Genomic DNA, 16357 nt, shown 5'->3' on the forward strand with positions numbered 1-16357 from the left:
CAAAACAGGCGATCCACGCTCATCGCCACAACGAAGGTGGTCAGAGGGCTCAAAAACCGGGGGTAAAAGACGGGAGCGGGAGCCTTAGGGTGTCATTCTGCACTCAGCCGGAATCGACCCCTACAGGGCACTGAAAATATTCAGAAACCACCTGAAAGCTCCCCCGGGCAACGGCTGGCAGACACTGGCCGTGACCGCGTCCGATCAACCCGATCAAATTATCTGAAAAAGGGGTGAGAGGGCTAAAATAAAATTAAACCACAGGCTGATAGGCTGCGGTTGTTTGCCCCCCATCCGATCCGCAGGCCCTCCGCCGGGCAGGCGGGCGGCGCTTTGCTACAGGTGATAAGTATGGTTCACAAGTCCTCCACAGATCCCGCAGTCGATCCCACCGCAGCTCCCGCAGCTGGTGGGACGCGCGCCGCGCGCCGCTTCCGGCCGTTTTCCAGCATCGGGGCCAAGCTGGTGCTGATCCTGCTGGCGATGGGGGCTGCCTCGGCCGGGATCGGGGTGTTGGTGTCGCTGGTCTTTGCCCGGGTGTCCGATGACATGGGGGTGCTGACTCAGGAGATGCTGCCGCAGCTGGAGGTCAGCGCCCGGCTGACCGAGGCCACCGGCCTGACCCGCAATGCGATGACGGATATCCTGCTGGCCGATGATGCCGCAGAGCTGCAGGACCGCCGCAGCCAGATGGAGGCGGCGACCCAGCGCCTGCAGGAGGAGGTCACCGGCCTGCCCTCGGATCTGCGCGCCGAGTATGAGGCCGTGGTGACCCAAACGGTGCAGTCGCTGAATGCGCTGATGGCGGCGCGGGAAACCACCTTTGACAGCGAGGCCCGGATCGCGGCGCAGATCGATGATCTGCAAGAGAACAGCCAGCATCTGCAGAACACGCTGCTGAGCGCCGCCGAGGCCGCCTATTCCAACCTGCAGACCGGGGGCGATGCCACGATGTCCGCGATCGAAGACGCGCTTCTGGTGCTGGTGGAGGAAAATTTTGCCGGCCTGCAAAGCCTTCTGGAGGCGCAGGGCGATATCAACCTTCTGTCCGGGGTGGCGCTGGCGCTGGGGCAGACCCGGGATCCGTCTTTGAAAAAAGCCCTGTCCAATATCGCCAAAAGCTCGACCGCGCGGCTGGAAAACCTGCCCGAGCGGCTGGTGGAGATGGAGGTAGACCCGGTTGAAGCCGGCATCGTCGAAGAGGCGCTTGCCATCTTTGACCAGATGATGAACGCGCGCCGCTCTGAACAGAAAGAATTGCGCCCCCTGGTGCTGGATCACCGCCAGGCCAGTGCCAATGTCCTGCACAAGGCGATCGAGGACATGGTCTTTGTGCTGGAAATCGTCGCCGAGGAAACCGTCGAGGAAAGCCGCGATGCGGTGCAGAGCCTGCTGGACAATGAAATCGGCGTCTTGAAACAGCTTCTGGAAATGAACACGCAGGTCAACGCCCTGCAGGTGGCGGCGCTGCAGGTGCTGGCCGCTGATCGCACCGCCGCGGTCGAAGAGGCCGCTGCGCCGCTGCAGGCGGCGGCCACGGCGCTGATGGCATTTCGCGATATTGCAGGCGGGCAATTCGCTGCCGATCTGGAACAGATCGCTGCCGATGCCGATCCGGAGACCGGCATTGCCGCCTCGCGGATCGCCACGATCCGCGCCCGCGCCGAAACCGTCTCTGCCTCGCAGGAGGCGGCCAGTACCGTGGCCGAAATCGCCTTGCGGGCGGCGGCGCTCAGCGCCGACAACCAAGGCGCCATCGCCGAGATGGCCGGCTCCGTCTCCCGCGATGTGAAGGCGGCGCAAACCCGGATGCAAACCCTCTGGGCGGTCTCGGCGGCGGTGCTTTTGGCGGCGCTGGTGCTGACCCGGCTGCTGATCACCCGGCCGCTGATCCGGATCAGCGAGACCACGGAAAACCTGGCGGGCGGCGATCTCAGCCCGGTCACCGGCTTTGAGCGTTCCAGCAGCGAAATCCGCCGCATCTCCCAGGCCCTGTCGGTGTTCCGCAACGGGCTGGTGGAAAAGGAAGAGATTTCAAAGGCGGCCGAGGCCGAGCGCCAGCAGCATCTGGCGCAGCAGACGGCTGCCGTCAGCGCCATCGGTCAGGGGCTGGAACGGCTCGCCGAAGGCGATCTGACGGTACGGATCCACGACGAGATGAGCGCGGGCTACGGCAAGCTGCGCGACGATTTCAACCGGGCGCTTGGCGCGCTAGAAGACTCCGTACGCAGCCTCAGCCAGAGCGGCCAGTCCACCGCCAGCGGCACCACCGAGATTTCCGGCGCCGCGCGCGATCTGTCAGCCCGCTCCGAGCATTCAGCGCAGACCCTGGCCTCCACCGCGGCAGCGCTCAACGAATTGTCGGTCTCGGTCGAAAGCACGGCGCAGGCCTCGGGCGAGGCCTCGGCCTCGGTGGAGACCGCGCGCCGCAATGCCAGCGAAAGCATGGATGTGGTGCAGCGCACCTTTGCCGCCATGGAGGCGATCAAGGAAAGCTCGGACAAGATCGCCAAGATCATCGGCCTCATCGACAGCATCGCCCAGCAGACCAATCTTCTGGCGCTGAATGCCGGGGTCGAGGCGGCGCGGGCCGGATCCGTGGGCAAGGGCTTTGCGGTGGTGGCCTCGGAGGTGCGCAGCCTGGCACATCGCTCGAAAGAGGCGGCCAACGAGATCGCCAGCCTGGTGGCCGAAAGCAGCGAACATGTGGAACTGGGCGCCGATCTGGTCGGGCGCACCGGCGAGGTGATCAACGAGATTTCGCAATCCGTCTCCAGCGCCGCCGAGCTGATGCAGAATATCTCGCGCGCCTCGGCCGAACAGTCCAGCAACCTGCAGGAGGTGAATGGCGCGGTGGCCAATCTGGACGATGCCACCACCAAGAATGCCGCCCTTTTCGAAGAGGTAACCTCGGCCTCCATCTCCCTGTCGCAGGAGGCGCAGGCCATGGCCGCAGCGCTGGACCGGTTCCGCACCGGCCAGAGCGCATCAGATCAGGATTTGATGGCTGAAGAAGCCCCGCGCCTGTCGGCCTAATCCGGGGACCCGTCAGGCGGTTGCGGCTTCGACGGCTTCGACCACCTGATCCACGGTGCGCATCAGAAGGGCATCATCCTCGCATTCCGCCATCACCCGGATCAGCGGCTCGGTGCCGGATTTGCGGATCAGCAGACGCCCCTGCCCGTTCAGCGCGGCCTCGGCGTCGCGGATCGCGTCCTGAACGCCGGTCTCTTCCAGCGGTGTCTGCCCGGCGCCAAAGCGCACGTTCTTCAAAAGCTGCGGCACCGGATCGAACTGGCGCACCAGCTGAGAGGCCGCCTGCCCGGTCTGCACCATGGCGGCCAGCACGTGCAGCCCCGCCATCAGCCCGTCGCCAGTGGTGGCGTAATCGCTCATCACGATATGGCCGGATTGTTCACCGCCAAGGTTGAACCCGCCCGCGCGCATCGCCTCAACCACGTAGCGGTCGCCAACAGCGGTGCGTTCCAGCCTAAGACCCCTGCCCTCAAGGAAGCGTTCGAGCCCAAGGTTCGACATCACCGTGGCCACCAGCGCGCCGCCTGCCAGCTGGCCCGCCTCGGACCAGCGCGCCGCCAGCAGCGCCATCAGCTGATCGCCATCGGCAATGGTGCCGTTCTCGTCGATGACGATCACACGGTCGGCATCGCCATCAAGGCAGATCCCCACGTGGGCGCCATGGGCGACCACCATTTCGGCCGCCGCCTGCGGCTGGGTGGAGCCGCAGCCGCGGTTGATATTGGTGCCATCGGGGGATGTCCCCATGGCGATCACCTCGGCGCCCAGTTCCCAGAGGATTTCCGGCGCGGCGCGGTGGGCTGCGCCATTGGCGCAATCCACCACCACCTTCAGCCCATCCAGACGGATATCCCGCGGTAGCGAGGATTTCACCCGCTCACCATAGCGAAAGCGCGCATCGTCGATCCGCTTGGCGCGACCGATATTGCCTGCCTGCGCCGGTTCCACCCCGGCTTCGATCAGGGCTTCGATCTCGATCTCCGCCTGATCCGACAGTTTGAATCCATCGGGGCCGAAGAATTTGATGCCGTTATCCTCGGCCGGGTTGTGACTGGCCGAGATCATCACGCCAAGATCGGCGCGCATCGAGCGCGTCATCAGCCCCACCGCCGGGGTCGGCACCGGCCCCAGCAGAAGCACGTTCATGCCGGTGGAGGTCAGACCGGCGGTCAGCGCGTTTTCGAACATATAGCCGGAGAGACGGGTGTCCTTGCCGATCACCACCCGGTGGACGCCGCCGACCTCGCGCCGGAAATAACGTCCGGCGGCAGCGCCGATGCGCAGCGCCATATCGGCGGTCATCGGGTGGGTGTTGGCGGTGCCGCGCACCCCGTCGGTGCCAAAGAGTTTGCGCATGGGTCGGGTCTTCTTTCCGTTGATATGCCCCAAAGCCGACCGCTGCCTAAAGACGCAGGTCCGAGGCCTCGGGCGGCAGGATGTATTTCAGATCATAAAGCAGCGCGCCGGGGGTGCCATAGGCACGGATCGCCTCGGCGCCCATCTGCCGGAAGGTATCATGGGCCACCGCCAGCATCACCCCGTCATAGCGCCCCGCAGCGGGCTCGGTTACCAGGGAGATACCATATTCTCGCAGCGCCTCCTCGGGGTCGGCATGGGGGTCGTGGACCTCGGGGAGGACACCGAACTCCTCAAGCGCACGCAGAACGTCGATGACCCGGGTGTTGCGCAGATCGGGGCAGTTTTCCTTGAAAGTCAGCCCCATCACCAGCACCCGCGCGCCTGCGACAGGCAGGCCACGGCGCAGCATCGCCTTGACCATTTCGCCGGCCACATAGGCGCCCATGCCATCGTTGAGCCGCCGCCCCGCCAGGAGGATCTCGGGATGATAGCCAAGGCTTTCGGCCTTATGCGTCAGGTAATAGGGGTCGACGCCGATACAGTGCCCGCCCACCAGACCCGGGCGGAAGTTGAGGAAATTCCACTTGCTGCCGGCCGCCTGCAGTACCGCCTCGGTATCGATATCCATGCGGTTGAAGATCATCGCCAGCTCGTTGATCAGGGCGATATTGATGTCGCGCTGGCTGTTCTCAATCACCTTGGCGGCCTCGGCCACCCGGATCGAGGGCGCGGGATGGGTGCCCGCCTGCACCACCTGTCGGTAAAGCGCATCGACCTGTGCCGCCACTTCGGGGGTCGAGCCGGAGGTGACCTTGACGATATCGGCCAGGCGCCGGGACTTGTCGCCCGGGTTGATCCGCTCCGGCGAATAACCGACGTGGAAATCCCGGTTGAACACCAGCCCGGAGGCGGCTTCGAGCACCGGCACGCAGTCTTCTTCGGTGGCGCCGGGGTAGACGGTGCTTTCATAGATCACCAGATCGCCGGGTTTCAGCGCGGCGCCCACGGTCTCCGAGGCGCGCAGCAGCGGCGTCAGATCCGGGCGGTGGCTGGCATCCACCGGGGTCGGGACGGTGACGATGAAGATCGTGCAACCGGCAATCTCGCCTGGGTCCGAGGTAAAGGAAAGCTGGCCAGCCCCGGTCAGATCATCGGCGGCGATCTCGCCGGTGCGGTCCCGGCCGCCGCGCAACTCGGTGATACGGTCAGCGCTGATGTCGAACCCCAGGGTCGGGCGTTGCTGGCCAAAGGCCACCGCAAGCGGCAGGCCCACATAGCCAAGGCCGATCACGCAAATCCGCGCCTCTGGATCGCTCATGCCGGGGTCCTTTTCCTGTTCGGGCCGGGAAACGTGCCGAAAATCCTGCCAGGGATCGGGATAGAGACCGGATCGGCAGGCGTCTGACCCTCGGCTATAAACCGCTGCGAAAGAGGCTTCAACAGGGTGCAAAAAAGCGGGCCACAGAGGACCCGCTTTTTCGAAATATCATCCGCCGGAGAATACCGGCTGCGACCCTCTGGCTTAGTTGCCGTTGCCGGTCGTGGTCGTGGTGGTGGTGGTGCCGGTTTCGTTGTCGTCGTTGGTGACAACACCAACGATGACCGCTGCCGCGACCACACCTGCTGCGATACCGCCTGCACCCAGACCGCCGCCGAGACCTGCACCACCGCTGCCGCCGCCGCCGTTACCGGCAGCTGCGGCGCCAGTTGCCTGTGCGGATGCGGATGTTGCGGCCAGTGCGGCCAGTGCGAATGCTGCGAAGAACTGTTTCATGATCCAAACTCCTGTGGAGACCTTTGAGGGTGACCCTATGCGAGGTCTCCTTTCAATTCAACGAAAGGAGAGACTGCAGCAGGCAGAAAAAAACATTTTTTTTGAACGTTGCGCGAAAACCGCTCACCCCCTGCGAAATGCGGGGAAAATAAGGCGAAAAAGGCGACAATTCGCTCAAAGTGTCAGCTGGCGGATGCGCAGATAGCCGGTGGTGGGACCGGCCCATTGCCGCGATTGCCACAAATGGCCGCTGCGGGAATCGATCCAGTAGTCATTGACCACCACGCCGGATTCGCCATCCGGACCGGACTCGCAGCGTTCCTGCAGATGCCGGGTCTGGTAGGTTAACTCGATGATTTCGATGGTCTCCGGGCCCAGATCCAAGACGGTACAGGCCAGGGTGAAGGCCTGCGACCGGTTGTCGAGCGCGGCAAACTCATAGCGCCGTGCGCCCGTCGCCCCCCCCACAGGTCCCATGGCGCCGCCGGTCTCGCGGACCAGCGCCGAGGAGGACAGCATGTCGTTGCGCAGCCCGCGGGTGGCGGTGAGCACGCCATTGCGCATCGCCAGCGTCACCGCATCCTCGGTCAGCCAGACGGTGACCTGACCCGGGGTGCTGTCCTGTTTCACCAGCTGCGGCTGCAGATAGGCGCGCTGGCCATCGTCCTCGATGGTGACCTCGATATAGGTCTCATCCAGACTGTCGAGCAGCGCCCGCGTCACCGGCGGACGCTCGGGCTGGCGCTTGAGGCGTTGTTTTACCTGCTGGCCGACGACCTGCATGATTTCCACCTCAAGCGGCGCATCCTGCGGCCCGCCACTGCAGGCGGCCAGCACAAGCGCAGCGCTCAGGATCCCGGCGAGCACGCGCAGGGGGCGGGTCAGCTGTGCCATGTTCATTCCCAGAACCTCGCCCGTTGCGCCTGCAGGCTGCGGCGGTGGGCGGTGCGTACATCGCCGTAAAGACCGCCAACCCCACCGACGCGCTGGCCGCCGTCCCGCTGGATCGGGCGGATGGTCAGCCCGTAGGCGTTGCGGGTTTCCTTGCCCAGGAGCCAGCCGAGCGGAATGCGGAAGTAGAACCCCTTGTCAAAGGAGCCTTCGCCGAACTCTGCCGCCGAGACATTGGTCAGGGTGAAGAAGCCGCCGACCTTGAAGCCGTTCTCGAACTCCCGGAACAGGCTGAAGGTGCCGCCGTAATCCCCGGCCAGGTAGCGACCCACATCGACCTGCGCCTGATAGCTTTCGCCCAGCTCCAGATAGGCCGAGGCATGGCCGGTGAAGGTCTTGTAATCGCGGAAGGACAGGCGCTGGTCGTAATCGCGCTGAATGACGTAATTGGCCTCGACCCCCAGTGCCAGCGGGCTGGAGACCGGTTTCCACAGCACCTCGCCCGACAGACCACCATACATGCTTTCAAACAGGCCCGCGCGCAGCCGGGCATAGACGTTGCGCCGCGGCTGCCAGCTGCGGTCCACGTAGAGGTTTTCCAGCGTGGTGCCGTATTGCGCATAGAAGGACTGGTCGGTGCGCACATGCGGCAGCACCGAGTTCGACGCCCGCCCGTCCTGCACGTTGCCCCAAGCCCGCTGGCGGATGCTACCGGCGATGCGCCAGCCGGGCGCCGGGGAATAGCCCGCGGCGAAATCCACCCCCACGTCCAGCCGGAATGGCCGAGCCGGATCGAAATAGGCCGGCGCCGCATAAGGGCTGATGGAGCGGGTGAAGGCGGGATAAAGCTCCTCCGAAAAAATCGCCGTCTCGGGCAGCGGCCCGGCGCCGGTCACCGCCGCCACCGCCATCAGACCATCGGAGGCCTCGGGCGAGAATTCCAGTTCTTCCAGATCGGAGCGCCGAATCACCGTGGTCGACAGGCCCATGCCCGAACGCACCGAAATGATGCGGAAGGTCTCGATCGAGGGCGGCAGCGTCAGCGCCATGGTGCGCGCCACCCGGCCCACTGCAATGGCATAGGAGCGGTAGCGCGGGTTGCGGAACCGCACCTCGGCCTCGGTTCCCTTGAGGTCGATCGCCTCCAGCACCAGCCCGTGCGGCTTCAGCCCTTCGGCCACCAGATCGCGGAACCGGGTGCGTTTATATTCGCTCTCGGTCCAGTCCTGGCTCCAGTGTTCCTCTTTCGTGGCCCATTGGCTGCGCGGCACGATGGGGGCCGGGGCGGGCACCTGGGTCGCGATGATCGGGTGCCGGGGCTTCAGCTGGAACTGCGCGGTGATGCCAAGTTCGGAGCCATACATGTAATAGGCGCCGATGCGGGTGGTCTTGGACCATTGGTATTCAAGCCCGTAGTTCACCTGCGACTTGCGCTCGAAGACATTGGAGATGCGGGTCTCGGTCACATAGGCGTCCGAGGAATATTCCGCCTTGACGGACCAGCGTTCATTGGCCTGCCATTCGATGCCCGCAAAAGGCGCGAAATCGCCGCGGAACCACTGGTCATAGGACAGGTTGCCGCCGGTGCCGCCGCCCACGAAACTGGGGCGCTTGCCGCCGATATTGCCCACCGCCCCATAGGAGCCAAGCCGCCCCCAGCCAAGACCGGCCGAGACTTTCAGCTGGCCGGGGCTGCGCCCGGCCGCGCCGCCAAAGCGCAGGGGCGGCGTCTCGATCCGCTTGGTGGCGACCAGATATTCCGCCGCATAGACCCCGGTGCCCGCGAAATCCTGCAGTCCCATGGTCAGTTCCGGCAGGTAGCGCCGTTCACGCAGCAGCCGGAAGCGCACGTCAAAGCCGCGGTCGTAATAGGTGTTGAAGCCAAAGAGGTTGAGATTGCGGATGCCGTTGTAGCGGAAGGAAGCGCTGAGCCAGGGCAGCGCCTGGAAGGTCAGGTTGTAGCGGCTCTGCCCGCCAAACCAGGAAAAGGTGGTGGCAAAATGCCCGTCCGGCAGCATTTCGGCGCTTGGCGTGTCCATCAGGCCGGGGGTGCCGTAGAAATTGAGCCCCGGTGCTGCGGGTGGCTCCAGACTGGGCGCATCAAAGTTGTCGACCTGCGCTGCGGTGGCAAATCCCGGCGCCGTGGTACTGTCCTGCGCCAGGGCGCCAGAGGCGCCTGTGCAGATCCCCGCGATGATCGCGGCAGAGAGGCCAGAGGGGCCCGGCCCTGCGAAAGAGGGGAAAACGCGCCGGAACGTATATCTGCGGGAAGAGGTCACGACGGTCCTGACTGTCTGAAAATGCCTGCCTCAGGCGGTTAGAACACAGAATCCCGAACCGGATCAACGGTCAGAACAGCGCGGCGTGCGCTCATGAGGTTTTCCGGTCCGCCGGGGGCTGGGTATAGCCTTCGACCCAGCGCGTGACCACCTGCCGGGCCGCCGTCTCGTCCCCGGCCGCCACCGCCTGGCGCAGCCCGCGCAAGAGGGCGGCGGTTTCGAGTTCCGACAACACGGTTTCCCGGGCGCAGAAAATCTTCTGATGCCGGGTGCCGATCACCTCCTGGCTGAGGGTCAGCTCCTCTTCCATCTTCTCGCCGGGGCGCAGCCCGATGATGTCGATGGCGATATCGCCATCGGGATTGTCTTCATCGCGCACCGTGTAACCGGCGCTGGCGATCACCTGCCGGGCCAGCTGCAGGATCGAGACCGGCTCGCCCATGTCCAGCACGAAGACCTCGCCACCCATGGCCTCGGCGCCGGCCTGCAGCACCAGCTGCACCGCTTCGCGGATGGTCATGAAATAGCGTTTCACATTGGGATCGGTAACGGTCACCGGGCCGCCGCGGCTGATCTGTTCCTGAAACAGCGGCACCACCGAGCCGGAAGAGCCCAGCACATTACCAAAGCGCACCATGGTGAAGACGGTGTTCGGATGGCGGCTGGCCAGATCCTGCACCACCAGCTCGGCCATGCGTTTGGAGGCGCCCATCACATTGGTCGGCCGCACCGCCTTGTCCGAGGAAATCAGGATGAAACGTTCCACCCCGGTCTGCGCCGCCGCCCGGGCCAGGGTTTCGGTGCCAAAGACGTTGTTGGCAAGGCCCGGTAGCGGGTTGGCCTCGACCAGGGGGACGTGTTTATAGGCCGCCGCATGCAGCACCACCTGCACGTCGTGGGTGTTCAGCACCAACCGCACCTGACGCGGATCTGTGACCGATCCCAGCACCGGCACAACCTCGATCCCGGTGCCCGCGGTCAACTGCTTCATTTCCTGATGCACGGTATAAAGCGCCAGTTCGGACAGTTCGAAAAGCACCAGTTTCGTCGGCGCGCAGGCCAGCACCTGACGGCAGAGCTCCGAGCCGATCGACCCGCCGGCGCCAGAGACCAGAACCACCCGCCCGGCATAGGAGGCGGCGGCCTCCTGCAAGGGCACATCGCGGGCCGCGCGGCCGAGGAATTTCTGCGGCGCCACCGGAGTCAGCTTGTCCACCAGCGCCTCTTCGCCGATCAGCTGGGCAAAGGAGGGTAGCGCCTGCACTTCCAGCTGCATATCCTGCAGGTGCTTGGTGATCTGAGCCTGTTTCGGCTGGCTTTGCGACGGCATCGCCAGCAGCACCCGCTTGATGCTGCGGGTCTTGACGATGTGGTCGATACGGGCGGGTGGGAAGACCGGCAAGCCCACCAGCGTCATGCCCTGCAGCGAGGAATTGTCATCGACAAATGCCACCGGATCGATGCCGTCATGGGCCTTCAGTGCCTGTGCCAGCTGGGTGCCGGTGGTGCCCGCACCGTAGATCAGCACCCGGCAGCGCGGCTGTGCGCGGCGGTAGATCGCCATGACCACCTGATGCAGAACCCCACGGGTGGCGACCAGGAACAGGAAATAGCTGGTACCGAAGACCACATGGGTGCCGGGCGTCAGGTCGGGGCCGAACAGATAGGTCAGCCCGGCCACCACAAGGGCGGTCACGAAGGCGACCGCCGCCGTCAGCGTCACCGCGTGGCGTTCATAGGCGTTGAGCTGCACCATCGGCAGCCCCAGCCAGACCGACATCGCCGCCATCACCGCCATGGCATAGGGCAGCACCGGCACCATCAGAATCAGGGTTTTCAGGGCAGGATCCGGCAGCGGCTGCACTGCGAAGGTGAACAAAAGCGCCAAGGGGATCAGAGCCAGATCAATAGCCAGAAAGATATAGGATTTCTGTTTGCGCGATAATGCACTGATCAGATTAAACACGCTTGTGCCCCTGTTCCCTGACAGCCTGCCCGGTTGTCCCTGCCATGACCCTGCCCGGTCACGACTTCGGGTTGCCGCCTTTGCATGATGCGTTTTTTTGCAATCCCGCCCATGCTATCCGCCCGGTTTTTTAAAATCACCCGGATCACTGTTCAAATTCGTCTAATGGTTATCTCTATCCTGTTTTGGCTTTAGCACAAACCCCGGGGCAGCGGAAAGTCGCCAAATCCGGACCCTGTCTGCCCCCAAAAACAGGCAACTAACCGCGGCGGAAAATATTGCCGATGGTCTGGAACACCAGATCGAAATCATAGCACATGTTACGGTGGCGCTGGTAAATCAAATCGAGCCGCGCCTTGGCAGGCACGCAGATGCGCGAATAGACCGCATCGGTTTCCTCGGGGCTGTTGCAGCGTGCCAGCAGCGCCGCCTCGTGCTTGTGATACGTGATCGAAGCCAGCCCGGTGACGCCGGGACGGCTTTTCAGCACCTTTTCATAGACTTCAGGATGGGCCTCCACATATTGGCGCAGCGGCGGGCGCGGCCCGACAAAGCTGAGATCGCCTTTGAGGATGTTCCAGAGCTGGGGAAATTCATCCAGCCGCTTGCGCCGCAGCCAGGCGCCGGTGCGGGTGATGCGCGCCGCCTTGTCGCCGCCGGAGACGCCCGCATCCTCGGCCACCACGGTCATGGTGCGGAGCTTCCAGAGATCAAAGGGCTGGTCCGGCGTTTTCATCCGTTCTGCCACATAAAACAGCGGTCGCCCTTCCTTCAGCAGCAGCCAGAGCAGCAGCACCAGCAGGATCGGCCCCAGAATCACGATCAGCAGCGTGGCAAAGAAAAGATCGAAAAGGCGTTTGTCCCAGGTCATGTCTCTGCTTCCGTCATGGGGGTGGTACGGCAAGGTCAAAGGCACGACAGCCTTCAGGGTCTCCTCGTATTTTAAGCGCTCTTCCCTGCCAAGCCCCAAGTCAGGCGCGGCAGCCCGGCACGACATGATCCGGAAAGGCGGCTTTGACCTCCTGCGCCGTGGGGACGGACAGCGCCGCGCCATAGCGCGTCACCGACAGGGCTGCCGCCGCGGTGGCATATTGCGCGGCCTCCGGGACCCCGCGCCCCTGCAGCACTTGCGCCAGAAAGACGCCGTCAAAGCAATCACCGGCGCCGCTGGCATCGACTTCCTGCACTTTTGGCGCGGAAAAATGCTGCACCTCCTGATCAAAAGAGACCAGCACGCCCTCCCCGCCCATGGTCATCGCCACCAGCCCGGCGCCAAGGCCGCGATAATGGCTAAGGATATCCTCAGCCCGGTCCAGCCCGGTCAACTGGCGCGCATCCTCATATCCCGGCAGCACGATATCGGCCTGGGCGATGGTCGCCTCCGCCGCTGCGCGCGCCCGCTCCAGTGGCCAGAGCTTCAGCCGCAGGTTGGGATCATAGGATATCTTCACGCCGCCCTGTCGCGCCAGTGCCACCGCCCGGTCCGCCGCCGCATGGGCCGAGGCGCTGATGGCCTGCGAAATGCCGGACAGATGCAGCACACCAACCCCGGCAAAGGCCTCTTCCGGCAGGTCCTGCGGCTGCATCTGCGCCGCTGCCGAATTGGCCCGGCGGTATTCGAAGTGATGGGCGCCATCGCGATAGGTGATGAAATAGAGCCCGGTCTCGGCCCTCGCGACGGCCGCCACATGGCGGTGATCCACCCCTTCATCGTCCCAGACCTGGCGGATCATGGCACCAAAGGCATCATCGCCCAGATGCGCCAGCATCGCCGCATCCGCGCCCTGGCGGGCGGCTGCGATGGCCACATTGGAGACATCGCCGCCAATGCCACCGCGCCAACTGCCATCGCCCGCATCGCTGAATTCGACCAGAGGCTCGCCCAGACAGAGCAGTCTTCCCGATATCATCGCCGCCCCTCAGTGATTGTTGCGCAAGGGATGTTTGCGGGCGACATCGCGGTATTCCGTCGCCCCTTCCATCACCATGCCGTCCGAGAAGGGCCGCACGCTGGCGCGGAACATCTCCTGCCAGGGGGTCTGGCTTTGCGGCATCGCATAGCCGCCTGCGGCCTCAAGCCGGGCGCGGCGGGCCGCCAGTTCCTCTGCGCTCAGCAGCACATTCACGCTGCGCGCGTTCAGATCGACGCGGATCCGGTCGCCGTTTTCCAGCAGCGCCAAGCCGCCACCATCCGCAGCCTCGGGCGAAGCATTCAGGATCGAGGCTGAGCCGGAGGTGCCGGATTGCCGCCCGTCGCCGATGCAGGGCATCGCATGCACCCCCTGCTTGATCAGATAGGAGGGCGGCCGCATGTTCACCACCTCGGCGCCGCCGGGATAGCCCTTGGGGCCGGCACCGCGCATCACCAGGATGCAATGGGCATCGATATCCAGCGCCGGATCATCGATGGTCTGATGGAACTGCTCGGGGCCATCGAAGACAATCACCCGGCCTTCAAAGGCATTGGGATCCTGCGGATCGGACAGGTAGCGGCCGCGGAATTCATCATTGATCACCGAAGTCTTCATCAGCGCGCTGTCGAACAGGTTGCCCGACAGGTTCAGAAAACCTGCATTGGCCAGCAGCGGCGCCGAGGCCGGGCGGATCACATCCGCATCCGCGGTTTCCGCCGCCTGATAATTCTCCGCCACCGTCCTGCCATTGGCCATGGCGACCTCCGGATGCGGCAGCAGCCCCGCCTTCAGCAGCTCGGCAATCACCGCAGGCACCCCGCCGGCGCGGAAGAAATCCTCGCCCAGATACTGACCCGAAGGCTGCATGTTCACCAGCAGCGGCACCTCATGGCCCAGTCGCTCCCAGTCGCCGTTGCTGAGTTCGATACCCAGATGCCGGGCGATGGCGTTCATATGGATCGGCGCATTGGTGGAGCCGCCAAGCGCCGAGGCCACGACGATGGCATTCTCAAAGGCCGCGCGGGTCATGATATCGCTGGGGCGCAGGTCCTGATTGACCATCTCGACGATGCGCAGCCCGGTGTAATAGGCCATCTGGCCGCGCTCCCGGTAGGGCGCCGGGATCGCGGCCGAACCCGGCAGCTGCATGCCCAGCACCTCGGCCAGAGAGTTCATCGTCGAGGCGGTGCCCATGGTGTTGCAATAGCCCACCGACGGCGCCGAGGAAGCAGCCATTTCGAGGAACCCCTCGGCGTCGATCTCGCCCGCGGCCAGCTGCTGGCGGGCTTCCCAGATCACGCTGCCGGAGCCGGCCCGCTTGCCCTTGTGCCAGCCATTCAGCATCGGCCCGACCGACAGCGCGATGGCCGGGATATTCACCGTTGCCGCCGCCATCAGCAGGGCCGGCGTGGTCTTGTCGCAGCCGATGGTCAGGACAACGCCGTCGATGGGATAGCCATAAAGCGTCTCCACCAGGCTCAGATAGGCCAGGTTGCGGTCCAGCATGGCGGTGGGGCGTTTACCGGTTTCCTGAATCGGATGCACCGGCACTTCCAGCACGATACCGCCTGCGGAGCGGATCGCCTCGCGGGTGCGGTTGGCCAGTTCCAGATGGTGCCGGTTGCAGGGCGACAGATCGCTGCCGGTCTGGGCGATGGCGATGATCGGCTTGTCCGAGCGCAACTCTTCGAGGGTCAGCCCGTAATTCAGGTAGCGCTCCAGATACAGCGCCGTCATCTCCGGATCGGCCAGGTTGTTGAACCACTCGCGCGAGCGCAGTTTCTTGCCAGTTTTGCCAGTCATGTCAGGCTCCTATCTTCCGGTGATGCCGGGAAAGGCAATCAGCAGTGCCAGCGCCAGCATCTGCATCGCGATGAAGGGCAGCAGCGAGCGGAAAATCTCGCCCAGCGAGATGCCCGCAGGCGCCACCGATTTGAGGTAAAAGGCTGCCGGGCCAAAGGGCGGCGACAAGAAGCTGACCTGCATGTTCATCGCAAAGACAACCCCGAACCAGACCGGATCAAAGCCCAGATCGCGCACGATGGGCACAAAGATCGGCATGGTCAGAAGCGCGATACCGACCCAATCCAGGAACATCCCCAGCACAAAGAGAAGCAGCATCATCACCAGCACGATGACGGTGGGATTGTCTGAAATGCCGGTGATCAGCGTGGAGACGAAATTGATGCCGCCCATCAGGTTGAACACACCAACCAGAGCCGAGGCGCCGATGCCGATCCAGACGATCATGCCGACGGTCGACAGGGTCTGCAGCGCTGCGCCCTTCAGCAGCGCCAGGGTGAATTCGCCGCGGATCACCGTCGACAGGGTCACGCCGATCACCCCGATGGCCGAGGCCTCGGTGACCGAGGCGATGCCGCCGTAGATCGATCCGAGAACGAAGATCACCACCAGGATCGGCAGGATCAGCCCCTTGAGCAGGCGCAGCTTTTCCCGGGTGGGGATTTCCCCGGCCTCGGGCACCGGCGCCACCGCCGGGTTCAGATAGGCGCGGATCAGCACATAGGTGATATAGAACCCGGCCAGCATCAGCCCGGGCAGGAAAGAGGCGGTGAACAGATCGCCGATCGAGACGCTGGCCGTCAGCCCGTAGATGATCAGCACGATCGAGGGCGGCACCATGGTGCCAAGCGCGCCACCCGCGCAGCAGACGCCGATCGCCAGCCGCTGATCATAGCCCAGCCGCAGCATCTGCGGCAGCGCCAGCAGACCCAGCAGCACCACCTCGCCGCCGATGATGCCGGACATCGCCGCCAGTACCACCGCCACCAGCAGGGTCTGGATGGCAACACCGCCGCGCAGGCGGCCGCCGACCACCCGCATCGCGTCGAACAGATCGCGGGCAATGCCAGACCGGTCCAGAATCGCCGCCATCAGCACGAACATCGGCACCGAGACAAAGACAAAGCTGTTGACGAAGCTGAAGATCCGCGAGGTGATCAGCGGCACCGCCATCGGCCCGAACCAGCCCAGGGCAAAGATCAGCGCCACCAGCAGGGTGACAAAGGCCAGCGGCATGCCGGTCAGCAGCAGCACCAGCAGCATGGCAAACATCGAAAAGGTCGCCCATTCGATCCCCATCGCCTTGAAGTCGGGGATCAGCATCAGAAGTTCCATC

The 16357-nt window shown here is 64.4% G+C and carries 11 protein-coding genes; 1 reads left to right on the forward strand and 10 read right to left on the reverse strand.

What is annotated here, in order from left to right; genetic code table 11:
* Positions 1-351: 351 nt before the first annotated feature.
* Positions 352-3036 carry a methyl-accepting chemotaxis protein gene (locus tag SM763_RS20865; RefSeq protein ID WP_368999602.1) on the forward strand — a complete coding sequence of 895 codons (2685 nt, stop codon included), beginning with the start codon at positions 352-354 and terminating at the stop codon, positions 3034-3036.
* A 12-nt stretch (positions 3037-3048) separates the two neighbouring features.
* On the opposite strand, the gene glmM is transcribed toward SM763_RS20865, so the two are convergent.
* From glmM to SM763_RS20915, 10 genes are all read right to left on the reverse strand, one after another.
* Positions 3049-4392, reverse strand: a complete 1344-nt coding sequence (gene glmM / locus SM763_RS20870; RefSeq protein WP_368999603.1) for a phosphoglucosamine mutase — start codon at positions 4390-4392, stop codon at positions 3049-3051.
* A gap of 46 nt (positions 4393-4438) precedes the next feature.
* A complete protein-coding gene (tviB, locus tag SM763_RS20875; protein ID WP_368999604.1) occupies positions 4439-5713 on the reverse strand; it encodes a Vi polysaccharide biosynthesis UDP-N-acetylglucosamine C-6 dehydrogenase TviB in 1275 nt (424 codons plus the stop codon).
* 204 nt (positions 5714-5917) lie between these two features.
* Entirely contained in the window at positions 5918-6169 is a 252-nt protein-coding gene (locus SM763_RS20880) for a hypothetical protein (protein WP_368999605.1), read from the reverse strand.
* Positions 6170-6343: 174 nt separating this feature from the next.
* On the reverse strand, positions 6344-7063 hold the full coding sequence (locus SM763_RS20885; protein ID WP_368999606.1) for a YjbF family lipoprotein: 720 nt from the start codon (positions 7061-7063) through the stop codon (positions 6344-6346).
* 2 nt (positions 7064-7065) lie between these two features.
* A complete protein-coding gene (locus tag SM763_RS20890; RefSeq protein WP_368999607.1) occupies positions 7066-9339 on the reverse strand; it encodes a YjbH domain-containing protein in 2274 nt (757 codons plus the stop codon).
* A gap of 91 nt (positions 9340-9430) precedes the next feature.
* The gene (locus SM763_RS20895) at positions 9431-11305 is read right to left on the reverse strand and encodes a polysaccharide biosynthesis protein (RefSeq protein ID WP_368999608.1); all 1875 of its coding nucleotides are present in this window, start codon (positions 11303-11305) and stop codon (positions 9431-9433) included.
* Between the two features lie 259 nt (positions 11306-11564).
* Positions 11565-12176: a sugar transferase gene (locus SM763_RS20900; protein ID WP_368999609.1), complete on the reverse strand. Its 612-nt coding sequence runs from the start codon at positions 12174-12176 to the stop codon at positions 11565-11567.
* A 100-nt stretch (positions 12177-12276) separates the two neighbouring features.
* Positions 12277-13215, reverse strand: a complete 939-nt coding sequence (locus SM763_RS20905; protein ID WP_368999610.1) for a sugar kinase — start codon at positions 13213-13215, stop codon at positions 12277-12279.
* Between the two features lie 9 nt (positions 13216-13224).
* Entirely contained in the window at positions 13225-15021 is a 1797-nt protein-coding gene (locus tag SM763_RS20910; RefSeq protein WP_368999611.1) for an IlvD/Edd family dehydratase, read from the reverse strand.
* A gap of 9 nt (positions 15022-15030) precedes the next feature.
* Positions 15031-16356, reverse strand: coding sequence for a TRAP transporter large permease (locus SM763_RS20915; protein WP_368999612.1), 1326 nt, complete (start codon positions 16354-16356; stop codon positions 15031-15033).
* Position 16357 lies beyond the last annotated feature (1 nt).

The sequence above is a fragment of the Pseudophaeobacter sp. C1-32P7 genome (assembly GCF_041008775.1).
Classification (GTDB): Bacteria; Pseudomonadota; Alphaproteobacteria; order Rhodobacterales; family Rhodobacteraceae; genus Phycobacter; species Phycobacter gallaeciensis_A.